Source organism: Breoghania corrubedonensis (genome assembly GCF_003053845.1).
Classification (GTDB): domain Bacteria; phylum Pseudomonadota; class Alphaproteobacteria; order Rhizobiales; family Stappiaceae; genus Breoghania; species Breoghania corrubedonensis.
Genome location: NZ_QAYG01000001.1, coordinates 800,863 through 821,893, shown reverse-complemented (window position 1 = coordinate 821,893; position 21,031 = coordinate 800,863). Strand labels below are relative to the sequence as shown.

The following is a 21,031-nucleotide window of genomic DNA, read 5'->3' as shown; positions in this document are numbered from 1 at the left end:
TTTCCTGTCGAACCGGGCGCATACGGGCGAGCCCGGTTGTAGAGTTTCCGGTTCCCCGCTCGTGCGAGTGAGGTATTTGATTTCTGGCTTAAAAAATCGTTCACGATTAGATCGTGTACGATGTAAATGGACCGTTTTCGATTTTTGTCAAGCCTTGCGATTAAATCGTGCGCGATTTATCTAGGGTGGGAAGGTGAGGCCATTATGACAAGACACGACAAGACGGCGACAGAGTGCGCCACGAAAACGCCGGCGCCGGATGCGAGTTCCGAGCCCTCGTCGGCGGATCTGCTGCGGCTGGACAACTTCCTCTGCTTTTCCGTCTACGCGACCGGTCACGCCTTCAATCGTGTCTACAAGCCTCTGCTCGACGAGCTTGGCCTGACCTATCCCCAATTTCTGGTGATGGCCGCGCTGTGGGAAGGGGACGATCGCACGATCGGCAGCCTGGGAGGCGCGCTCGGGCTGGAATCTTCCACCCTGACGCCTCTGGTGAAGCGGTTGGAAACGGCGGGCCTTCTCGTCAGGCGCCGGGACACCAGGGACGAACGCGTCGTCCGTGTGAGCCTCACCGAAAAGGGGCATGCCTTGCGTGATGCGGCGGGCGGAATTCCCGCCTGTGTTTTCGAAGCGACGGGAATGGGGCTTGCGGAACTGGTGGCGTTGAAAGCGGGTCTTGAGCGGCTGCGAAAGGGCCTGACAGCCTATGCGCAGGATCACGGCGAACCCGGTGATGGCCGCTGAGGCTTTCACATCACGACTTCAAACGCCATCCCGGCGAGAACCGAGCCCACGAGACCGAAGCCGATATAGGCGAAAAAGACGTCGCGGCGCACCAGCGACCAGATCGCGGCCATGGCGGGAATGCAGCTCACGGCACCCGCGATCATGAAGGCGAGGGCCGCGCCCTGGCTCATGCCTTGCGCAACCAGGCCCGCAACCAGCGGCGGCGCCACGTAGCCGTTGAGATAGGCCGGCATGCCGATGATCGCCGCCGTGGCGATTGCCGTCACGCCGCTGCCGCCGACGAACCCGGCCACTGCATCGGCCGGTATATAGGTGATCAGCAGCGCCTCCAGAACGTAGGCCAGCGCCAGCCATTTGATGAGAAAGGCGGAATTGCGGATGAGTTCGCTCCGGAACGCTTCGCGTCGTGCCGGCTCGCCCCAGAACCGCCAGTGAGGCCTGCCCGATAGTGGCTGTTCCGACTTGCAGCAACAGCTGGCGGGAGCGGCCTGCGGGCGCAGCGCGTTGCGGAAAAGCCCCGCGCTCATCATCGTTTTGAGTCCGAAGCCGCCGAAAAGCCCGAGGATGACCGCAGACAGTGCCTTGGCGATGGCCATCGGCCAGCCGAGCGCGGCAGCCGTGATCAGCAAGGTCGCCGGATCGACCAGGGGCGATGCGAGCCAGAACGCCATGACCGCGGGAAGCGGCGCGCCGAGAGCGAGCAGTCCGGCAATGAACGGGATGACCTGGCAGGAGCAGAAAGGCGCGAGCCCGCCGAAGAGGGCCGCCAGCACGATCATCCGCACTTCGCGCCCCTTGAACGCTTCCGCGATGATCGTTTCCGCACCCGCCGCTTTCAGCCAGGCGACCATCAGTGCGGCGAGCGCGATGTAGCCGAGTGTACGAATGAACGAGCCGGCCGCGATCGTGCCGACTTCGTTGAAACGGGCGGGGTCGAGAACCAGAACGGCCGCAAGGCAGAGCGCGATGAACATCCACGGCGAGGTCAGCCACGGCTTCATCCGGACAAACGGCGAGGGCTGCGTGCGGGCGATCACGGTCATGCGTCTGCTGCCTCTTTTTCCGCCAGCGCCAGCGGGGGCACGATGTCGGCGCAACATTGACTGAGGATGTAGCCGGCCAGGGACTCCAGACGGGGAAACGCGGCCCGGTTAATGACGGATCGCCCCACCTTTTCCTGCTCGATCAGGCCTGCGGCGGCGAGAAAACGCAGGTGATGCGCCAGCGTTGATGCCGCCATGCCGGTCCGCGCCTGAATGTCGCCGACGCTCAGCCCGCAGCGTCCGGCCCGGACCAGCGTGAGCATGACCTGCAGCCGTGCCTCCGAGCCGATCGCGGCGAACCCCTGCGCGGCTTCCTCGATAGCAAGTTTCGGATCTGAACAAACCATATAACCAGGTTTATGGTTATATCCGCGGTTGTCAACGGCCAAGTGCCGGATTGGGGAGGGGGAGGTCGGCGGGAAGGAGAACAAACGGAGCGGCCCGCCGGCAGCGCCGACTGCCCCGGGTTTCCCGATCGGCGGTCGGCTTCGTCTCACGCCGCCCGGATATGCGCGGAGCGCCGACGGATCCCCTCGGCGCTCCGGCTTCTGATCAGCGTGCCTTCAGGAACTCGCCGACCTTCAGGATCACCATCTCGTTGTTGTCGACGGCAACAACATCGCGGCCTTTGGAGAAGGGGAAGTTGTTGTCGTTGCCGACAATGATGGTTTCGTCATCGACCTTGTCGACATTCTCGATCGTCACGAAGGGGAACGTGAAGCGGCCATCCTCGCGCTTGCCGAGGCGGGCGAGGCCGTCCGGATCATTGATGTCCATCAGGTCGATGTAGCCGACCTTCTTCACCGGCTGGTTCGCCTCCACGCCCGCAAACGAGATCATGTAGATGCGCTTGAACTTCGCCGGCTCCTTGAAGCAGCCTTCGCTCGCGCCGTCCTTGCAGGCAAGCTCCGCGTCGCCCTGACCGTTGTCGCGTTCGATCACCAGGCCGCGGCTCTCGTCGATCATGTTGAAATCGCCGATGGCGTGATTGTTGGCGGCAAACGGATAGAGCCAGGACCGGCCGGTCCACGCGCCTTTGGCCACATCGAACTCGACGATGCGCGAGGCATCGACGCCGCCGACATTCTCATAGGCGCCTTCGCTCTTGTCCCACAGCGGGCCTTCCAGGAGGCCGTAGAGCTTCGTCCCGTCCATGGAGGAGGCAAAGCCCTCGAAGCCCTTGGAGCGTTCCAGGTTGTAGTCGGGGCGCTTGCCATCCGGATTGGGAAGCTGGACGGCGTAATTGTCCGGCGAACGGACAGTCTTGCCGTTGACTTCGGTTTCGAAGAAGTCGGTGACCTTGCCGGTCGCCGCATCGACCGCGATGACGAACGGGCCGAACTCATCGCCGATATAGATCTTGTCGCCGATCGGCTGGAAGCCCTCGATGTCGAGATCGGCGCCGGTGAGATAGCGTGTCTCGGAGCCTTCATTGACGATTACGAAGGGGATGACCTTGTCGGGATCGGAGATGAAGGTGGTCTTCACCATCTCGATGGTGCCGTTCGCGAAGTCCGGCTTGATGGTGTGGACCATCAGCATGGCGTCGGGCGAATTGACCTTCTTGCCGAAACCGTTGTCGGTGCCGACGAAATAGGTGCCGTCTCCAAGCGTCTTGATGCCGGAGAAACCCTGCACCGGCTGGCCGTTGAAGGGCAGCGCGTCGCCATCGGTGGGCTTGGCGGAAATGCGCGCGGGCGTCTTTCCGGTGTATTTGCCGGAAACCTTGAGGCTTTCGGGCGCATCGGCGGGGGCCGGAATGAGCGTCTTCGCTGGTAGTATCGCGTGGCCGGCGAGAACGGCCTCGAAGGCCTTGCCGTCGTCGGCGGTGGCGGGCGCCGTCGCGGCTATCGATGTGGCTAGGGCGGTGGAAAGCAGAAGGCCTGCGGCCAGGAATTTTCGCATCGTCGCATCCCCGAGATTTGACTGTTGAGGCAGGTGGGTGTCGCCCGGCACTGCCCGAGAGGAGGGCGCCGCGCGGCCGATGCGATGTGTAGTGATGCCGTGTGATGGGAAGATTACAAAGGCGGCTAACCTTGGGGGATAGCTGCCATGCGGGTGCCATTTCGATGGCAGTCCAGGCCACGGACGCAACGCCCCGCACCCCCGATCTTCAGGTGCCCCCCGGCTCCGACCGGCGCAGCTGGATCGGCAGAACATCGCCGTCTCCCTCCACATCGTCCTGCGCGACGTCGCGCGCCACCTTCGCCACGTCCCGCCGCGCCTCGTCTTCCTCATCGAGATCCAGCGCGTCGATGCGTTCGCCACGTCGTGTGATCTTGCCCGTCGTCGTCAGGATCTGGCCAATCGCCTCGCCCGTCTGGCCGTGGCGCTGCTGTAGTTTCGCCACCCGCTCGTCGAGCCGGGTCACGTCCTCCATCAGGTGACGCACCTCCGCCTGGATGACGTGGGCCTGCTCGCGCATGCGCTGGTCGCGCAGGATGGACTGGATCACCTGGATCGACAGCATGAGGAGCGACGGCGAGACGATGACGACGCGCGCCCGGTTGGCCTTCTGCACGATGTCGGAAAAATTCTCGTGCAGCTCCGCAAACAGCGATTCGGAGGGCACGAACATGAAGGCCGTGTCCTGGGTCTCGCCCGCCAGCAGGTAACGCTCGCGGATGTCGAGCACGTGTTTGGCGACATCGCGGCGGAACTGCTGGGCGGCGGCTTTCGGATCGTCGTCCTCGTCGCGGATGCGGTTGAAGGCCTCCAGCGGAAATTTCGCGTCGATGACCAGCGGGGCTGCGCCATTCGGCATGAAGATCAGGCAGTCCGGCCGCGAGCCGGTCGAAAGCGTCGCCTGGAAGGCATAGCCGGTGTCGGGCAGCGCATCCTGGATGATCGCCTCCATCCGCCCCTGCCCGAAGGCGCCGCGCGCCTGCTTGTTCGACAGGATCTGCTGCAAGGCGTCGACCTGTCCGGACAAATCCGTGATGGTCTTCTGCGCCCGGTCGATGATACCGAGCCGCTCGTGCAGGTGGGAGAGGCTCGCCTGGGTCGTCTGCGAGCTTTGCGCCATCGACTGGCCGAGCTTGTGCCCGAACCCGTCGAGCCGCTCATTGAGCGAGCGCATCAGGTCCGACTGGCGCTGGCCCAGATGCTCGGACATGGTCTTCATCCGCCCCGTCATCTCGGCCTGGGTGGTCAGCAGGGCATCGATGCGCGCTTCCAGTTCGCGGGCATGATGGTGGGCTGCCCGCTCCGCCCGCCGGCGCGCGCCGGACTGCCGCAGCACGATCATGAACAACAGGACAAGCAGGCACGCCCCGCCCGCGACCATCGCCTCGCCAAGCGTGATCCAGCGTCCCGAAAACGGAAAGAGCGGGGCCGAGAAATCCATGAAACAAACATAGAACGATTCGGGGCGGAAGCGATGGCGAGACTTTTGCTGGAGCTATCGGGCGTGGGGCGTTGCGCCAAGTGGCAGCAAGTCCCGAATACAACACTCTCCGGCGTCATCCCGGGCGCGTTGCAACGTGAAACGTTGCTGCGCAGAACCGGGATCTCGAGCGGCAGACGCCGAGGGGGGATCCCGGATCTGCGAAGCGGCACTTCGCGCGGCATCGCGTCCGGGATGACGCTGTCGGGATGACGTTGCCGGGATTGGCGCAAACGTGGCGTGGCCGAAATTCCGGTCAAATCGGCCCCACATTCGATGTCATTCCCGCGCAGGCGGGAATCCAGCAGCCACAGGATTGAGCGATGAGGCAAGGGACGCAGCGTCTCTGGAATGCTGGATCCCCGCCTGCGCGGAGATGACACTGCGCGAGGGGTATGTGCCCCGACATGCCGCTGGCCCGGCATGTCCGGCGTTTTTTCCAGCCTCAGTCTCGCATTTTACTGTATCGCATCATCGCAGCACGGATTGCCGGTCGAAGTCAGCAAGGGCGAGGTGAATTCGAAAAACGCTTGTGCAGCGCAGACTGGGTAGAAGACATTCGCGTCGTCGTGCTTATAGGGTGCCGCCGGCCGCAAGGCTCATGCATCAACGAATGCCGGGGGGCACCAGGTGGAATACCTTTCGATCTTCTTTTTCAGCCAATGGCAGTTCCTGACGAGCCTGGGGCGGTTCACGCACGGCGAGATGCTCGCGACCTCAGGCCCACTGAATTTGGCACTCCTCGGTTTTCTTCCCTTCATGGTCGCCGCGCGGTTGCTGTCTGCGAGGGCCTTGCTCGCAACGCTCGTTGCTCTGGGCCTTTCCATGGTCGCGTTCGGCTACATGGTGGGCGTCTACGAATACAACATGATGCCACCCGACTGGTTCTATCGGGTGCGCGCCCTGGTCGAGATTGGCGCCACGGCGATGATCCTCGTCCTGTTGGCGGTCGGGTTGTTCGCCTCTGCCCCGAAGGCTGGGCGAATGTCCTTGGGATGGCAGGTCATGTGGGTCGTCGTCACTTGGGCCGTCCTGCTTTTTTCTCCGATCATCACATGGGTAGCCCTCGTCACGGGCAGTCGGGCGGCGGAATATCCCACAGTCCCCGCAAGGGCTGTTTCAGTCGGCGCAGCAACTCTGCTTGCAGTCGCGCTTATGCTGGTGTTGCCGACACTGGTTGGCTTTCTCCTGAACAGGTTTCCCTCGCTCATCGCACGGCGCGCCGTCCTCGTGGTCTGCGCCGTGCCCTGGGTCTTGCAGGTCCCCTATTGGCTGAGGGAAGCGGGCCTCTGGTTCAAATTCTTCGCCTGGATCCGCTGATCAAGTATTCCAGCCCCGGCTGGCTTATGCCGTTGCATCCGCACCCATGCGTACCGCTTTCGCCCTCTGTGGCCTTTCTTGTGCCCCGAAAAGCTGCGAAAAAGGGCGCCGGAAACAGCCAGCCGCCAAACCAACAAGACTTGCCGAGGTTCGCTCATGCCCCCGTATCGTTCCCGCACTTCCACGCATGGCCGCAACATGGCCGGCGCGCGCGGCCTTTGGCGCGCCACCGGCATGAAGGACGGTGATTTCGGCAAGCCCATCATCGCCATCGCCAATTCCTTCACCCAGTTCGTGCCCGGTCACGTGCACCTGAAGGACATGGGCCAGCTTGTCGCCCGCGAGGTCGAGAAGGCCGGCGGCATCGCCAAGGAATTCAACACCATCGCGGTCGATGACGGCATCGCCATGGGCCATGACGGCATGCTCTATTCGCTGCCCTCGCGCGAGATCATCGCCGACAGCGTGGAGTACATGGTCAACGCCCATTGCGCCGATGCGCTGGTGTGCATTTCCAATTGCGACAAGATCACCCCGGGCATGCTGATGGCCGCCATGCGGCTCAACATTCCGGTCGTGTTCGTCTCCGGCGGCCCGATGGAGGCCGGCAAGGTCGTTCTGGAAAACGGTGAGGCGAAATCCGTCGACCTGATCGATGCGATGATCGTCGCGGCCGACGACAATGTGTCGGACGCCGACGTGATGACCTACGAGCAGAACGCCTGCCCCACCTGCGGCTCCTGCTCGGGCATGTTCACGGCCAATTCGATGAACTGCCTGACCGAAGCGCTGGGCCTGGCACTTCCCGGCAACGGCACGACGCTCGCCACCCACGCCGACCGCAAGCGCCTCTTCGTCGAGGCCGGACACCTGATCGTCGATCTGGCGCGCCGCTACTACGAGCAGGACGACGAGAGCGTGCTGCCGCGCTCCATCGCCACCGTGCCGGCCTTCGAGAACGCCATGTCGCTCGATATCGCCATGGGCGGCTCCACCAACACCGTACTGCACCTTCTCGCCGCCGCGCAGGAGGGCGAGGTCGATTTCACGATGTCCGACATCGACCGCCTGTCGCGCCGCGTGCCGGTGCTGTGCAAGGTCGCACCCTCGGTCGCCAACGTGCATGTGGAAGACGTCCACAACGCCGGCGGCATCATGGGCATCGTCGGCGAGCTCGACCGCGCCGGGCTGATCGACAATACGGTCCCCACCATTCACGCCGCGACCATGGGTGATGCGCTCGATCGCTGGGACGTGATGCGCACCAACAGCCAGTCGGTGCATGAGTTCTTCCGCGCGGCCCCCGGTGGCGTGCCGACGCAGGTCGCCTTCAGTCAGGATCGCCGGTTCGATGACGTCGACACCGACCGAACGTCCGGTATCATCCGCGCCTACGATCACGCCTTCTCCAAGGACGGCGGCCTCGCCGTACTCTACGGCAACCTCGCCGAGGACGGCTGCATCGTGAAGACGTCCGGCGTCGATGAGAGCATCCTGAAATTCACCGGTCCGGCCCGCATCAGCGAGAGCCAGGATCAGGCGGTGAGCGACATTCTCACCGGCAAGATCAAGCCCGGCGATATCGTCCTGATCCGCTACGAAGGCCCCAAGGGCGGCCCGGGCATGCAGGAAATGCTCTACCCGACCAGCTATCTGAAATCGAAGGGGCTGGGCAAAGCCTGCGCGCTCGTCACCGACGGCCGCTTTTCCGGCGGCTCCTCGGGGCTCTCCATCGGCCACGTCTCGCCGGAAGCGGCAGAAGGCGGCACCGTGGGCCTGGTGGAGGAGGGCGACACGATCGAGATCGATATCCCCAACCGCACCATTCATCTGGCGGTCTCCGACGAGGTTCTGGCCGCGCGCCGTACCGCGATGGAGGCAAAGGGCAAGGATGCCTGGAAGCCGGCCAAGCCGCGCTCCCGCAAGGTTTCTTCGGCGCTGAAGGCCTATGCTGCGCTCGCGACTTCGGCTGCCCGCGGCGCGGTGCGCGACGTCAGCCAGGTCGAGCGGCGCTGAGGGCGATCCTGAGCACGTTTTCGAAGAAGATTCCGAAACCGGGGCAGTCCTGCCCCGGTTTCCGCCGTTGATCGGCATTCTCCGAGATTGACCGCAGCCTTCCGATTTCCTATCTCATGGTCCATGGCCAAACGCGACATCATCATCCTCCCCGACGCCATGCTGCGTCAGGTTTCCAAGCCGGTCGAAAAGGTTGACGGAGACATCCGCCAGCTTGCCGATGACATGCTTGAGACCATGTATGCAGCGCCGGGCATCGGCCTGGCCGCGATCCAGATCGCCATCCCGAAACGGCTGCTGGTGCTGGATGTCGCAAAGGACGAACAGCCCAAGGATCCACGGGTCTTTATCAATCCGGAAATCATCTGGTCGTCGGAGGATAAGTCCGTCTATCAGGAAGGCTGCCTTTCGATCCCTGAGTACTACGAGGACGTGGAGCGTCCCGCCAAGGTGCGCGTGAAGTTCCTCGATCGCGACGGCAATGAATGCGAGATGGAGGCCGAGGGGCTGCTCGCCACCTGCCTGCAGCACGAGATCGATCATCTCAACGGCGTGCTGTTCATCGACCATATTTCCAGGCTGAAACGCGAGCGCGTGGTGAAGAAGTTCACCAAGCAGGCGCGCTACGACAAGCAGCGCGCGAGCGCCTGAGCCGCCCCTGAACGGGGCCCGTGATCGAGCTCGGACTGGTGCCTGATCGGACGCCTGACAGGACTGGCGGCCGGCAACCGGCCGCCCTTTTCTCCACCTGCGACGATCGGCTTGCCGCGCTTCGCGCGTGTCGGCACGAAAGGCGCGCGCGATACCGCGGCTTGGCGGAGAGCGCCTGGCCTCCGTCTCCGCTTTCAGATCAATACACGCATGACGGGCATTACTTAAGGGAACGTTCCCAAAGGGTAGTATTGTTTATGCGAATTGTCATAAACTGCAATTTGGTCATTTTGCGTTAGGTAATCATCGCTATTTATCCATTCAGTCTAAATTTACGCAAGGCGGCGAAGCTGTTTGATGGCATGCAAATGGCTCGTGCGCTTTGATTTTCTGATCAGAATATGGATGCGGGGTTGAGAGGATGAGTAAGTCTCGGCCGCTGACTGGTGTTGAGCGTTTCTTTGAAGAAGATGACGTTATTGTCAGCAAGACGGACCTCAAGGGGCGTATAACGTACGCCAACCGGACATTTTTGCATGTGGCGGGATACACGGAGGCCGAAATTCTTGGGCAGCCGCACAGTATCATTCGCCATCCGGATATGCCGCGCGCGGTGTTCAAATTCCTTTGGGACACGATCGAGGCGGGCCAGGAGATCTTCGCCTACGTGATCAACCGGGCGAAGAATGGCGACCATTACTGGGTCTATGCCCATGTCACCCCCAGCTACGACGATGCCGGCAACATGATCGGTTACCACTCCAACCGCCGGGTGCCGGATCGGCATGTTTTGGAGAACCCCATCATTCCGCTCTACCGCGCGCTTTGCGAGGAAGAGGCGCGCCATGTCAACGGCAAGAAGCAGCTTGCCGCCGGCTACCGCATGCTGGTCGACACGATCACCGGAACGGGACTTCCCTACGATGAATTCGTCGCCTCGCTTGTGGCCACGGGTGCGCGCGACAAGGCGGCCTGAGACCATGATACGGGTCGGAGTTGGGGCGAGGGTCAGGACAGGACGAAACGATGTTTTTCAGGTCGAAACGCGCATCGCTGCGCAAGGCCACCGAAGTCTGCAAGAAAGTGGCGAACGGGGATTTCGAGGCACGCATTCTCAACATCGACGACAAGGATGATGCTGCGGAATTGATGCATGCCATCAACCTGTTGATAGACCGCACGGATGCCTATCTGCGCGAATCCAAGACGTGCCTGGACTATGTCGGGCAGAACAGGCACTTCCGGCTGATTTCCGAAAAGGGCATGGTCGGCTCCTTCAGCGCTGCCGCACGCAGTATCAACGAAGCGACCCACAAGATCCGCGACCGGCACGAGACGTTCAGCGATCTGGCCTCGCGGCTGGAAAAGCGGCTGCACGAGACGGTCGGACGGATAGGCGAGGCGACGAGCGAACTGAAGGATGCCTCGGGAGAAATGGCGCGGGCAAGCGCCGCCGCCAGCGAACGCTCGCTCGATGTCTCCTCCGGCGCGGAGCAGGCGGCTGCGAACATGCGCAACGTCGCCGGCACCACCGACGAACTCACCGAATCCATCGGCGAGATCAACCGCCAGGTGATCAGCGCCGCGGAGATTGCCAAGGGCACGGTGGAGAAATCCAAGGCCATGAACCGCGAGATCGATGGTCTTTCGGACATGTCGCAGCGCATCGGCGTCGTGGTCCAGCTCATCAACGACATCGCCGCGCAGACGAACCTGCTCGCACTCAACGCCACGATCGAGGCGGCGCGCGCGGGCGAAATGGGCAAGGGCTTCGCCGTCGTCGCCCAGGAGGTCAAGGCGCTCGCCGGGCAGACGGCGAAGGCGACGGAGGAGATCAACGGCGAGATCTTTTCCCTGCAATCGGCGACCGGAAATGCGGTCGTCGCCAATGCCGAGATCAGCGAATCGATCGAGAAGGTGAGCGAGATCTCGAACGCGATCGCCTCGGCGGTGGAACAGCAGACCGCCGCCACCGGCGAGATCGCGCGCAACGTGGACGAGGCGGCGCGCGGGGCCGGCAGCATCACCGCCGGCATCAGCGCGCTGCGCACCGCCAGCGAAGGCACGAGCGAGATCAGCGGCCAGGTGCATCATGCCTCCGGCTCGCTGGCCGAAGAGGTGACCTATCTCCAGGAGATCCGCTCCGACCTCAACGCCTTCCTTGCGACGGCGAAGAAGGTTGGCTGACGTACGGTCGCGCGGCCTTGCGCCGCGCGCCTACCGCGCCACCAGCAACAGCACGATCGAGCCAACGATCAGCACGCAGCCGATGATCTCCTTGCGGTTGATCGCTTCACGGAAGATCAGCACCGAGGCCGCGAAGGTGAAGACCAGCTCGATCTGTGCCAGCATCCGCACATAGGCGACCTTCTGCAGCGTCATCGCGGTGAACCAGCCGGCCGATGCGGTAACGCCGACAAGCCCGACCCACACCGCGATACGCCAGTGGGCGAGGCTTGCGGCCAGCTGCTCGGGCTCGCGCTTGCGCATGTAAAGGGCCATCACGGCGGTCTGGAAGACGGTGACGAACCCGAGCGTGAAAGCCGCCTTCATCAGGAAGTCGGGACCGCCCAGCGCCAGCGATGCGGCGCGATAGCAGGTGGCGGATGCGCCGAAGAGAGCCGCCGACGCAAGTCCGATCAAGGCCGGCCGGCCAACCAGCGATGCGGAAACAGCCCGCCAGGAAAGCGGCTGTCGCGCCATCGAGATGACGATGACGCCGACGACCCCGATCCCGATTGCCAGAACGGCCGATGCCGTCACGCTTTCGCCCAGCAACACCAGCCCGAAGATCGCCGCCTGCACCGGTTCCGTCTTGGAATAGGCGGTTCCAACCGCGAAGTTGCGGTAGGAGAAGAGGTGGACAAGCAGGAAGGTCGCGAAGATCTGCGCCAGTCCGCCCGCCATGCCGGCAAGCGCGAAGGGAATGTTCGCGACGGGAAGCGGATGCCCCAGCCCCAGATGCAGAACGGCGACATAGGCGCTGGCGAAGGGAAAGCCGTAGCCGAAGCGCACAAAGGTCGCGCCGGTGGTGCCGAGCCGTCCCTTGAGATGCTTCTGCAGCGCTGAACGCACGTTCTGCAGAAAGGCCGCGGCGATCGTTATCGGGATCCACAATTCCATGGGGCGTGCTCGTGCGCAGGGACAGCTTGGGCGGGACAGGCAAGGTCGTTCCCTTTACGATGTCCGGTGTCGCCCCGTCCAGCACGATGCCCCTGGGGCACGCCTTGCCGCGTGGCCGGTGCGCGCTCTTGCGCGCGCCACTGCCGTATTGACTTCCCTGTCCGCGACGGCTTTTCTCCCGCGCTGGCCCATACACCAAGCCCTTTTCGGAGATTCTTCGACTCATGAGCGCCCATCCCGACCTTGCCGCGCTGCAGGCAACCATCGACACCGCCTTCGACGACCGTGCCAATATTGGCACTTCGACAAGCGGTGAAATCCGCGATGCGGTGGAAGCCGCGCTGGACATGCTCGACAAGGGCAAGGCGCGGGTGGCGGAGAAGGTCGACGGCAACTGGGTCGTCAACCAGTGGCTGAAAAAGGCGGTTCTGCTGTCCTTCCGTCTCAACGCGATGACCGTCATCAAGGGCGGACCGGGCGACGCCGCATGGTGGGACAAGGTGCCGTCCAAGTTCGAGGGCTGGGGCGCTCTCGACTTCGAGGCTGCGGGTTTCCGCGCCGTGCCGAACTGCATCGTGCGCCGCTCCGCCTATGTTGCGCCCGGCGTGGTGCTGATGCCGTCCTTCGTCAATCTCGGCGCCTATGTCGATGCCGGCACGATGGTGGATACCTGGGTGACGGTCGGTTCCTGCGCCCAGATCGGCAAGAACGTGCACCTGTCCGGCGGCGTCGGCATCGGCGGCGTTCTGGAGCCGCTGCAGGCCGGTCCCGTCATCATCGAGGACAATTGCTTCATTGGCGCGCGCTCGGAGATCGTGGAAGGCGTCACTGTCGGCGAGGGCGCCGTGATCTCGATGGGCGTCTTCATCGGCGCTTCCACCAAGATCGTCGACCGCACCACCGGCGAGATCCACATCGGCAAGGTACCGCCCTATTCGGTGGTCGTGTCGGGCTCCATGCCGGGCAAGTCGCTGCCCGACGGCACGCCGGGCCCGGGCCTCTATTGCGCGGTCATCGTCAAACGCGTCGATGCGCAGACCCGCTCAAAGACATCGATCAACGACCTGCTGCGCGACTGAGTGACGGTATCGCGATGAGGCGCGCTCTTGGGGCATGGGCACGTTCATGCCCCGAAGAGCTAGCGCCAGGTCGCCGACATTGAACACCCCGCACGTTTTCGCGTGCGGGGTGTTGCGTTTCACACGGCCGCCGCTCCGGGCAGCACATCGGCGAAACGGTCGGCGAGAGCGGCCAGGGCCGCCCGGTGTACATCGGCCGAGAAGACCACCCCTCCGTCATGGGTCGGCAGGGAGCGTGTCGCGCAGGCGCTTGCCACGACCGCCGACGCGAACCCGAGATCCAGAGCCGCGCGCACCGTGGACGAAACGCACATGTGCGTCATGAAACCGGCCACGACGATCCGCCGGATATCCTTCTCGGCGAGCAGGTTGGCAAGTTGCGTGCCGGCGAAGGCGTTGGGCAGCCGCTTGTCGATGACCGTCTCGCCAGCGACCGGCTCGGCCTCCGCGCAAAAGGCCCCTCCGCGCGCGTCCAGGTCGAACAGTCCGCCCGCAGTCCCGGCATGGCGGATGTGAAAGACGGGCAGGCCGAGTTCGCCGCCATGCTGTCTGAGACGGGCGATTTCCTCCAGCGCCAATGTCACATCTCCGAGCGCCAGCGCACCGGAACGGTATTCCTCCTGCGCGTCGATCAGCAGGATCGCCGCCTCACCTGGTTTGGGGCGGTTCCAGCCAGGGGCACCGGCCATTTCACGCAGTGTTTTGGGAGAGGCTTGAAGGTTTGAAGTCATACTCAAGGGCTCGCGCTGGACAGGTTTTTGCCACCATAGGATGTGTCGAAGGGCGCGGAAACGCCTCGCATGCGCCGGTCAAACCTGCAAATATGCAGGAATGCTGACCTGGAACGATCATCATCTGGTTCTCACCGTCTCACGTTCGGGCACGATCGCAGGCGCGGCGCGCCGTCTCGGCATCAATGAAACAACCGTGGCGCGTCGTCTCGCCTCGGTGGAAGGGGAGGCCGGCGCAACGCTTTTCAGGCGTATGGACGGCAAGCTGGTCGCCAATGCGGCCGGTCGCGCCATCGCCATTGCCGCCGAGGCGATGGAAAACGCGCTCGCCGATGCCTCCCGCAGCACCGAGGTGTTGCATGGGATCGTGCGTGTGACGTCCGTTCTTTCCGTCATCGAGCACATGATCGCGCCGCACCTTCCCCATTTCGCGCAGCGTCATCCCAACCTTGTGCTCGAATTGATTGGAACCAACGAAACCGCGTCGCTTGCCCGTCGTGAGGTGGACATCGCCATCCGGCTGGAACGTCCCGCCCGCGGAAAGCTGGTCGCGCGCCGCCTCGGGCGTATCCGCTTCCTGCTCGCCGGCCGGGTGGGAACGAAGCCCGAAGGGTATGTCGCGTATGAGCGCGACCTCGACCATGCGCCGGAAATCGTCGCGGTCAGGAAATATTTCGACGGCGCATCACCGCGCGCTCGTATCGCGACGCTGGCCGGGATGCGCGTGGCGGTGGAAGCTGGAATGGGCGGGGCCATGTTGCCGGAGTGGATGATCTCGCAATCGAGCGGGATCGGCGTGATAGACCCGTCTGTGAGCATCGAACGCCCCCTCTGGCTCGTCGTCCATGAGGACGTGAAAAAGCGTCCGGCGGTACGTGCGGCATGCGACTGGCTGGCCGAAATCGTCACCGGCGCGCGCGGGGCCAACGGCTACCTGACGCAGGCGTCGTGAAACAAGCCCCTTGAGTCCGGCGGGTAACGACAATAGGTAACGAATGCCAGCGACGGTCTGAGCCGAGGTCCACACCGCGTGCCGTCGCATCCACCTTCGGGACAAAGCGCCACCCATGACCGACCCGCGTTCGACACCAGCCGGCCTGATGGAGCTTTTGTGGCTGTTCTTCCACCCCGGCGGACGCATCTCGCGCCATGTCTACTGGCTCGCTTTCGCCGCTGTGCTGTGCGTCATCTTCGCGCTCGGGCGCGCGTGGGAGGCGACGCTGATCATCGACATGAACAGTGACGGCGCCATAGATCAGGTGAGCATGACCGACGCAAGCGCCGGCGTGTTGGTGGCGATGCTGCCGCTGGAGTGGTGCGCGCTGGTGCTCATCGCCAAGCGCTGCCGCGATCACGGCTGGTCGGGCCTTGTCGCGCTGATCTGGATGGTGCCTTTGGCGAATATCCTGCTCGCCCTCTATATGGGGCTCGTGCCCGGCGATCCGGGGGCGAACCGTTATGGTCCTGGCCCCGACCGGCCCTGATCTGTCCGTTGACGCGCCCGCATTCCAATTTCCCAGGATTTGCCATGACTGTCTCTTCCGCCGATGCCGCCTCCACAGAACGGGATTTGACGGCACCGGTCCGCATCGCACGCGATCTCATCCGTTGCCCGAGCGTGACGCCAGAGGAGGGCGGTGCGCTCGCCTTTCTGGCGGAGCTGCTTGAGGGCGCCGGATTCGAGGTCCACCGCGTGACCTTCCAGACCCCTGGCACGCCCGACGTGGAAAACCTCTTCGCGCGTTACGGTCGCGGGCATCCACACGTCGCCTTCGCCGGCCACACGGATGTGGTGCCGCCGGGCGAGGAAACGAGCTGGACCCATGCGCCCTTTTCCGGCGAGATCGCGGATGGCGTCCTCTACGGCCGCGGCGCGGTCGACATGAAGGGGGGCGTCGCGGCCTTTGCCGCCGCCGCCATCGATTTTATCGCCGATGCGGGCGAGACCTTTCCCGGCGCCATCTCCTTCCTCATCACCGGCGACGAGGAAGGCCCGGCCGTGAACGGTACGGTTCGGCTGATGGAATGGTGCCGCGCGCGCGGCGAGCGGTTCGATGCCTGCATCGTCGGCGAACCGACAAATCCGCAGACCCTTGGCGACGCGATCAAGGTTGGCCGGCGCGGATCGCTGTCGGGCACGCTCACCGTCAAGGGAAAGCAGGGCCACGTCGCCTATCCCCATCTGGCGGAAAACCCGGTTCCCGGCCTGTTGCGGCTGTGCGCCGCGCTCGACGGCCTGCACCTTGATGACGGCAACGAGCGCTTCCAGCCCTCCAATCTGGAAATCGTCGGCATCGATACCGGCAACCCGGCCTTCAACGTCATCCCGGAAAAGGTCGGCGCACGGTTCAACGTGCGCTTCAATGACACCTGGACGCGCGAGAGCCTTGCCCGGCATATCGAAGCGGCAATACGGGAGGCGGCCGGCAATACGGTCGGCTACGAGCTCGTTTTCCGCGAGGACGGCAGCGACAGCTTTCTGACCAACGACACGGCGCTGATCGGCGCGCTCAGTGCGGCGGTGGCGGCGGAGACCGGGCGTCAGCCGGAGCTTTCAACCGGCGGCGGTACCTCGGATGCCCGCTTCATCAAGAATTACTGCCCCGTGGTCGAATTCGGTCTCGTCGGACAGACGATGCACCAGATCGACGAGCGCGTGGCCCTTGCGGATCTGGAGACACTCGCCGCCATCTACCGGCGGTTTCTCTCAGACTATTTCAAGGCTGGATAATGGTCTTCAGTGGCGCGGAAATCCGCAACTCGCTTGCCGGGGTCTGGCAGATCTTCAAGGGAAACCCGCAAGGTCTGCGCGGCTTCGATCTTTCGATCGCCGGTTTCTGGCGCTCGTTCCTGATCGTTGTGCCGTTGATGATCCCGTATCTGCTCGTATCCAAGGCGCAATTGCAGATTGCGATCAGCGAGTTTCCGGGTGCCGAGAACCTCGAGCTGCAGGCGTTCTACTGGGTCGAGGCCGGGCGGCTTCTCCTCGACTGGGTCGCCTTTCCGGTTGTGCTGGCGGTTCTGGCGCGCCCGCTCGGGCTCACAAGGCACTATGTGGGCTTCATCGTCGTGCGCAACTGGAGCGAATTGCTGGCCGCGATACCGCTTCTCGCCGCCGCGCTTCTCTACGGGATCGGGGTTGTCGGGCTCGACGGGTTTACCTTCGTGTCGCTGGTGGCGACGGGAATTGCCCTCTATCTGCGTTTCCGGGTTGCCCGCGTCGCGCTTGAGGCGAGCGTCTCGTTCGCGCTGGGCATCGTCATCTTCGACATGGCGCTCTCCACCGTGATCTCGCTCGGCTTCAGCCGGCTTGTCAGTCTCGGGTGACGCTCAGTAGTCGACCTGCGTCAGGTAGAGCCCGTCCGGCGGACAGACCGGGCCGCACCGGGCGCGATCGGCGGCATCGAGCGCCGAGACAAGATCGGCCGCGCTCCATTTTCCTTCGCCCACCAGCTTCAGCGTGCCGACCATGGAACGCACCTGGTTGTGCAGGAAGGAGCGGGCGGAGCAGGTGAGGTTGATGACGTCGCCATCGCGCCGGACGCAGAACGCATCGAGCGTCTTCACAGGGCTTTTCGCCTGACACTGGCTGGCGCGGAAGGTCGTGAAGTCGTGCTTGCCGAGAAATCCTTGCGCGGCATCGTGCATGGCGTCCGCATCGAGCCGGTGGCGCACATGCCAGGCGTGATGGCGCTCCAGGGCCAGAGGCGCGCGCCGGTCGATGATGCGGTAGAGGTAGTGCCGCTTCACGGCTGAAAAGCGGGCGTCGAAATCGTCCGCCACACGTTCCGCCGCGAGGATCGACACCGCGTGCGGCCGCAGCAGGGCGTTCGTCGCCTCGCGCACCTTGTCGCCATCCCACTCGCGCGCGAGATCGACATGGGCGACCTGCCCCGTGGCATGCACGCCCGCATCCGTTCGCCCCGCCCCCTTGATGACCGGCGCCTCGCCGGCAAAGGCCGCGATCGCCTCTTCGATCGCCTGCTGCACCGACATGCCGTTTTCCTGGCGTTGCCAGCCGACGAAACCGGTGCCGTCATATTCGATGGTGAGCTTGTAGCGGGGCAAGGCGCGTCGTGCTTCTCAGTGTTCGTCTTTGGCGTGGGAGAAGGCCGTGAACGGCCAGCGCAGCACCATATAGACGAGAGCGACGAGCGAGGACACCGCGAAGATCACCGGAAAGGCCTCCACCAGCACGAACTGGTTGCCGCCGGCGTTGCGCACCGTGTTCCACAGCGTGTCGAGTTCGCCGCCGAGCGACTGGAAGAGCCGGCCGAACAGCCCGCCGCCATTCGCCGAAAAGGCGTCTCCAAGCGTCGCGAACGCGCCTCCGATCGTGGCCAGTTCGCCGTAGACCATCTGATAAAGCGTGCCGGCGAACAGGTCGGTGTCGAACTGGTCGGCGAGAATCCAGTAGCTCGACCAGGTCTTGACCAGCGCAAGTCCAAGCACGAAGACCGCGATGAAGACGACGGGAACCACGACCCGCTGGACCAGTTCGGACGACCGCCGCAGGAAGCCGAACGCGAGAAATGCGAGTGCGAGCGAGGCGAGCATGACCAGGAAGAATTCCAGGGTCGGACGCGCCAGAAAGAGCGGGAAGCTCTCCGGCACGTAGACGTCGTTTCCAAACAGGCCGAGCTTCAGCAGCAGACCGGACAGAACCGAGCCGATCAGCACCGTCAGGGTGAGCGAAAGCGACGCCGACAGCGCGAAGGACATCGCGCCGCCCTTGTCCCACATCCGCTTGAGAAGCGGCAGGTTGCAGATCAGGAATGCCGCGACGACGCCGGCCGCCAGACCTGCCAGAAACAGCAGGACGAGCGGCAGCAGGATGATCAGACCCGTTCGGTAGTCGATATGCGCCATGGCGCGAAGCTAGAGCACCGCGACACTTGCCACAATACGGACATTATTCCCCGACGGTGCGAAAGCACCCTAATCGACCGCCGTCAGCGGTGCGGCGAAGGTGAGCGTTGCCGGCAACCGGTCCGAGGTTCCTTCCTTCAGTTCCATCGCCAGGAAGTTCGGCCCCGCCCATGGCGTATCGAATTTCTCCCCGAGCCCGGCGGAAAAGCCGAACCGGGTGAAGTAGGCGGGATCGCCGACCACCACCACGAGGTCGATATCCTCGCGCTTCAGCCGCTCCAGTGCCTCTTTCACCAGCGCCGAGCCGATGCCGGCGCGCTGCATGTCCGGTCGCACCGACAGCGGCGCCAGGATCGCGATCTCGAGCCCGGTGTCGCCCTCGCTCACCGTGGCCCGGGAAAACACCACATGGCCGAGAATGTTGGCGCCGTCACTGGCGACCAGTTCCAGAACGAGATCGTCGCTGATGCGCAGGGCACCGACCAGGCGCGCCTCGTTGTCACGTTCGAAGGCTTCTCCGACCAGTCTGCCGATGAGAACGGCATCATTGGGCCCGACGGGCCGGAACGTGAGGTTGGCCGGGGTTGTCGCCCGGGGGGTGGGCTCGCTCATATGCTTGCCTCGCTTGATTTGAAGATGCTTGGTTCGAAGCTCTTGGGATCGGATTGCCTTGCCGCAAGATCAGGGCAGGATCGTGCCCGGCTCGATCCGCGAGCCGCGCAGGAACTCCTGCGCGTCCATCGGTCGCTTGCCGGCGCGCTGCACCTGGGTGAGCCGGACTGCGCCCTCGCCGCAGGCGATCGTCATCGCGTCCAGCACTTCGCCCGGCTTGCCCGAACCCGCCGCAGCGGTGCTGCGCAGTACCTTGACGCGTTCCGTATTTTCGCCGCGCGGGACTTCGCACCACGCACCGGGAAACGGCGAGAGCCCGCGAATGTGATTATGAACCTCGGCCGCCGGGCGCGACCAGTCGATCCGCGTCTCGTCCTTGGAAATCTTGCTGGCGTAGGTGACGCCCTCTTGCGATTGCGGCTCCGCGCCAAGCGCGCCGCGCGACAGGGCCGCCAGAGCGCGGCCGACAAGATCGGCGCCGAGCCGGGAAAGCGCGTCGTGCAGTTCGCCCGCCGTCATGTCGGGACCGATCGCCATTTTTTCCGCCATGCAGACGGGCCCGGTATCGAGCCCTTCCTCCATCCGCATGACCTCCACGCCCGTTTCCGTATCGCCGGCCATGATCGCGCGGTTGATGGGCGCCGCTCCCCGCCAGCGCGGCAGCAGCGAGGCATGCAGGTTGAGGCAGCCATGGACGGGCGCGATCAGGACGTCCCTCGGCAGGATCAGTCCGTAGGCGACGACGACGGCGACATCCGCCTCGTGCGACAGGAAACTTTCCCGCTCGATCGGGCTTTTCAGTGTGCGTGGCGTGTAGACGGGAATGTGAAACGCTTCCGCCTTGACCTCGACGGGGGAGGGCCGTTCTTCCATGCCGCGTCCCGCCGGTCGTGGCGGCTGAGTGTAGCAGGCGACGACTTCGTGGCCCTGGCCGATGATTTCCATGAGGGTGGGTACGGAAAAGTCCGGCGTACCCATGAAGACGACTCTGAGCGACATGAATTTTCCCTGTCGATGAGGCAGCGTGCGGCGAAGCGTTCACCTTGTATGTGACGTTCCGCGGCGCCGATGCAACCGCCAGCGGGTATGAAATTGCCACAGATGTGGGCGGGGCGGGAAAAATCCGGCGGGATGCTCCCGGGAACGCGGGAGCCTCAAGCCTCCGGCAATCGGCTCCGTGTCGGGCGCCGCCTGACGGCGATTGATTGCGGCCGTCACCTCCGCTAGCGTTGCGCCGCAACAGGACGGCGTCCCGCAAGGGACTGAAAGCGAGTCCGGTGCGATCGACCCAAGCAGGGGATCAATCCCGGAGCCGTTCGGCGCTGAGAGCAGCTTTGCGATTCGGAAACGGTCGCGAAGAATGCCCGCACGCCCTCGCGGACGTTGGACCAACAGAAGCGGGAGGCCTTCATGGCAAGACGCACCTCGATTTTCCAAGCCTTTTTCGCGCAGGCC

At 64.0% G+C, this 21,031-nt stretch carries 21 protein-coding genes; 11 read left to right on the top strand and 10 right to left on the bottom strand.

From position 1 onward, the window contains the following. Window positions 1–291: 291 nt before the first annotated feature. Complete coding sequence (locus C8N35_RS03620) at window positions 292–744, top strand: MarR family winged helix-turn-helix transcriptional regulator (RefSeq protein ID WP_245926708.1); 453 nt, start codon at window positions 292–294, stop codon at window positions 742–744. A 5-nt stretch (window positions 745–749) separates the two neighbouring features. Here C8N35_RS03620 and C8N35_RS03615 read toward each other — a convergent pair whose 3' ends face one another. From C8N35_RS03615 to C8N35_RS03600, 4 genes are all read right to left on the bottom strand, one after another. After that, complete coding sequence (locus tag C8N35_RS03615) at window positions 750–1,790, bottom strand: permease (RefSeq protein WP_210203375.1); 1,041 nt, start codon at window positions 1,788–1,790, stop codon at window positions 750–752. Further along, window positions 1,787–2,179 carry an ArsR/SmtB family transcription factor gene (locus tag C8N35_RS03610; RefSeq protein WP_245926645.1) on the bottom strand — a complete coding sequence of 131 codons (393 nt, stop codon included), beginning with the start codon at window positions 2,177–2,179 and terminating at the stop codon, window positions 1,787–1,789. The genes C8N35_RS03615 and C8N35_RS03610 overlap by 4 nt, the downstream gene beginning before the upstream one ends. A 163-nt stretch (window positions 2,180–2,342) precedes the next feature. Beyond that, complete coding sequence (locus C8N35_RS03605; RefSeq protein ID WP_245926644.1) at window positions 2,343–3,695, bottom strand: esterase-like activity of phytase family protein; 1,353 nt, start codon at window positions 3,693–3,695, stop codon at window positions 2,343–2,345. Window positions 3,696–3,903: 208 nt separating this feature from the next. Further along, window positions 3,904–5,136 (bottom strand): DNA recombination protein RmuC, encoded by a 1,233-nt coding sequence (locus C8N35_RS03600; protein WP_107988222.1) that lies wholly within the window; start codon window positions 5,134–5,136, stop codon window positions 3,904–3,906. A 669-nt stretch (window positions 5,137–5,805) separates the two neighbouring features. Between C8N35_RS03600 and C8N35_RS03595 the strand changes: the two genes are divergently transcribed. The 5 genes from C8N35_RS03595 (at window position 5,806) to C8N35_RS03575 (ending at window position 11,349) form a co-directional block, all read left to right on the top strand. Beyond that, window positions 5,806–6,495, top strand: coding sequence for a hypothetical protein (locus C8N35_RS03595; RefSeq protein WP_107988221.1), 690 nt, complete (start codon window positions 5,806–5,808; stop codon window positions 6,493–6,495). Window positions 6,496–6,651: 156 nt separating this feature from the next. Continuing rightward, entirely contained in the window at window positions 6,652–8,511 is a 1,860-nt protein-coding gene (ilvD, locus tag C8N35_RS03590; RefSeq protein ID WP_107988220.1) for a dihydroxy-acid dehydratase, read from the top strand. 123 nt (window positions 8,512–8,634) lie between these two features. Further along, window positions 8,635–9,162, top strand: coding sequence for a peptide deformylase (gene def, locus C8N35_RS03585; RefSeq protein ID WP_107988219.1), 528 nt, complete (start codon window positions 8,635–8,637; stop codon window positions 9,160–9,162). 421 nt (window positions 9,163–9,583) lie between these two features. Next, window positions 9,584–10,138: a PAS domain-containing protein gene (locus C8N35_RS03580; RefSeq protein ID WP_107988218.1), complete on the top strand. Its 555-nt coding sequence runs from the start codon at window positions 9,584–9,586 to the stop codon at window positions 10,136–10,138. Window positions 10,139–10,188: 50 nt separating this feature from the next. Continuing rightward, window positions 10,189–11,349 carry a methyl-accepting chemotaxis protein gene (locus C8N35_RS03575; protein WP_107988217.1) on the top strand — a complete coding sequence of 387 codons (1,161 nt, stop codon included), beginning with the start codon at window positions 10,189–10,191 and terminating at the stop codon, window positions 11,347–11,349. A gap of 30 nt (window positions 11,350–11,379) precedes the next feature. On the opposite strand, the gene C8N35_RS03570 is transcribed toward C8N35_RS03575, so the two are convergent. Then, window positions 11,380–12,285, bottom strand: a complete 906-nt coding sequence (locus tag C8N35_RS03570) for a DMT family transporter (protein ID WP_107988216.1) — start codon at window positions 12,283–12,285, stop codon at window positions 11,380–11,382. Between the two features lie 224 nt (window positions 12,286–12,509). Between C8N35_RS03570 and dapD the strand changes: the two genes are divergently transcribed. Then, window positions 12,510–13,364, top strand: coding sequence for a 2,3,4,5-tetrahydropyridine-2,6-dicarboxylate N-succinyltransferase (dapD, locus tag C8N35_RS03565; protein ID WP_107988215.1), 855 nt, complete (start codon window positions 12,510–12,512; stop codon window positions 13,362–13,364). A gap of 119 nt (window positions 13,365–13,483) precedes the next feature. Here dapD and C8N35_RS03560 read toward each other — a convergent pair whose 3' ends face one another. Continuing rightward, the gene (locus C8N35_RS03560; RefSeq protein ID WP_245926643.1) at window positions 13,484–14,053 is read right to left on the bottom strand and encodes an isochorismatase family protein; all 570 of its coding nucleotides are present in this window, start codon (window positions 14,051–14,053) and stop codon (window positions 13,484–13,486) included. A gap of 142 nt (window positions 14,054–14,195) precedes the next feature. Between C8N35_RS03560 and C8N35_RS03555 the strand changes: the two genes are divergently transcribed. The 4 genes from C8N35_RS03555 to C8N35_RS03540 all read left to right on the top strand — a co-directional run bounded on the left by C8N35_RS03555 (window position 14,196) and on the right by C8N35_RS03540 (window position 17,422). Beyond that, on the top strand, window positions 14,196–15,047 hold the full coding sequence (locus C8N35_RS03555; RefSeq protein ID WP_170122010.1) for a LysR family transcriptional regulator: 852 nt from the start codon (window positions 14,196–14,198) through the stop codon (window positions 15,045–15,047). A gap of 115 nt (window positions 15,048–15,162) precedes the next feature. Continuing rightward, window positions 15,163–15,579, top strand: coding sequence for a DUF805 domain-containing protein (locus C8N35_RS03550; RefSeq protein ID WP_107988212.1), 417 nt, complete (start codon window positions 15,163–15,165; stop codon window positions 15,577–15,579). Between the two features lie 44 nt (window positions 15,580–15,623). Continuing rightward, window positions 15,624–16,826, top strand: coding sequence for a succinyl-diaminopimelate desuccinylase (gene dapE, locus C8N35_RS03545; RefSeq protein ID WP_107988211.1), 1,203 nt, complete (start codon window positions 15,624–15,626; stop codon window positions 16,824–16,826). Then, complete coding sequence (locus C8N35_RS03540; protein WP_107988210.1) at window positions 16,826–17,422, top strand: hypothetical protein; 597 nt, start codon at window positions 16,826–16,828, stop codon at window positions 17,420–17,422. The genes dapE and C8N35_RS03540 overlap by 1 nt, the downstream gene beginning before the upstream one ends. Window positions 17,423–17,425: 3 nt before the next feature. On the opposite strand, the gene truA is transcribed toward C8N35_RS03540, so the two are convergent. From truA to fmt, 4 genes are all read right to left on the bottom strand, one after another. Continuing rightward, window positions 17,426–18,163: a tRNA pseudouridine(38-40) synthase TruA gene (truA, locus tag C8N35_RS03535; RefSeq protein WP_107988209.1), complete on the bottom strand. Its 738-nt coding sequence runs from the start codon at window positions 18,161–18,163 to the stop codon at window positions 17,426–17,428. 15 nt (window positions 18,164–18,178) lie between these two features. Beyond that, window positions 18,179–18,964, bottom strand: a complete 786-nt coding sequence (locus tag C8N35_RS03530; RefSeq protein WP_107988208.1) for a hypothetical protein — start codon at window positions 18,962–18,964, stop codon at window positions 18,179–18,181. A gap of 69 nt (window positions 18,965–19,033) precedes the next feature. After that, window positions 19,034–19,576 carry a GNAT family N-acetyltransferase gene (locus C8N35_RS03525; protein ID WP_107988207.1) on the bottom strand — a complete coding sequence of 181 codons (543 nt, stop codon included), beginning with the start codon at window positions 19,574–19,576 and terminating at the stop codon, window positions 19,034–19,036. A 69-nt stretch (window positions 19,577–19,645) separates the two neighbouring features. Beyond that, a complete protein-coding gene (gene fmt / locus C8N35_RS03520) occupies window positions 19,646–20,575 on the bottom strand; it encodes a methionyl-tRNA formyltransferase (RefSeq protein WP_107988206.1) in 930 nt (309 codons plus the stop codon). Window positions 20,576–21,031 lie beyond the last annotated feature (456 nt).

Excerpts from the sequence above, each read along its gene's own strand:
- C8N35_RS03615 (WP_210203375.1), bottom strand. The coding sequence starts at position 1,790 with ATGACCGTGATCGCCCGCACGCAGCCCTCGCCGTTTGTCCGGATGAAG.
- C8N35_RS03605 (WP_245926644.1), bottom strand. The coding sequence starts at position 3,695 with ATGCGAAAATTCCTGGCCGCAGGCCTTCTGCTTTCCACCGCCCTAGCC.
- C8N35_RS03600 (WP_107988222.1), bottom strand. The coding sequence starts at position 5,136 with ATGGATTTCTCGGCCCCGCTCTTTCCGTTTTCGGGACGCTGGATCACG.
- ilvD (WP_107988220.1), top strand. The coding sequence starts at position 6,652 with ATGCCCCCGTATCGTTCCCGCACTTCCACGCATGGCCGCAACATGGCC.
- def (WP_107988219.1), top strand. The coding sequence starts at position 8,635 with ATGGCCAAACGCGACATCATCATCCTCCCCGACGCCATGCTGCGTCAG.
- C8N35_RS03580 (WP_107988218.1), top strand. The coding sequence starts at position 9,584 with ATGAGTAAGTCTCGGCCGCTGACTGGTGTTGAGCGTTTCTTTGAAGAA.
- C8N35_RS03575 (WP_107988217.1), top strand. The coding sequence starts at position 10,189 with ATGTTTTTCAGGTCGAAACGCGCATCGCTGCGCAAGGCCACCGAAGTC.
- C8N35_RS03570 (WP_107988216.1), bottom strand. The coding sequence starts at position 12,285 with ATGGAATTGTGGATCCCGATAACGATCGCCGCGGCCTTTCTGCAGAAC.
- dapD (WP_107988215.1), top strand. The coding sequence starts at position 12,510 with ATGAGCGCCCATCCCGACCTTGCCGCGCTGCAGGCAACCATCGACACC.
- C8N35_RS03560 (WP_245926643.1), bottom strand. The coding sequence starts at position 14,053 with ATGGCCGGTGCCCCTGGCTGGAACCGCCCCAAACCAGGTGAGGCGGCG.
- C8N35_RS03555 (WP_170122010.1), top strand. The coding sequence starts at position 14,196 with ATGCTGACCTGGAACGATCATCATCTGGTTCTCACCGTCTCACGTTCG.
- C8N35_RS03550 (WP_107988212.1), top strand. The coding sequence starts at position 15,163 with ATGACCGACCCGCGTTCGACACCAGCCGGCCTGATGGAGCTTTTGTGG.
- dapE (WP_107988211.1), top strand. The coding sequence starts at position 15,624 with ATGACTGTCTCTTCCGCCGATGCCGCCTCCACAGAACGGGATTTGACG.
- C8N35_RS03540 (WP_107988210.1), top strand. The coding sequence starts at position 16,826 with ATGGTCTTCAGTGGCGCGGAAATCCGCAACTCGCTTGCCGGGGTCTGG.
- C8N35_RS03530 (WP_107988208.1), bottom strand. The coding sequence starts at position 18,964 with ATGGCGCATATCGACTACCGAACGGGTCTGATCATCCTGCTGCCGCTC.
- C8N35_RS03525 (WP_107988207.1), bottom strand. The coding sequence starts at position 19,576 with ATGAGCGAGCCCACCCCCCGGGCGACAACCCCGGCCAACCTCACGTTC.
- fmt (WP_107988206.1), bottom strand. The coding sequence starts at position 20,575 with ATGTCGCTCAGAGTCGTCTTCATGGGTACGCCGGACTTTTCCGTACCC.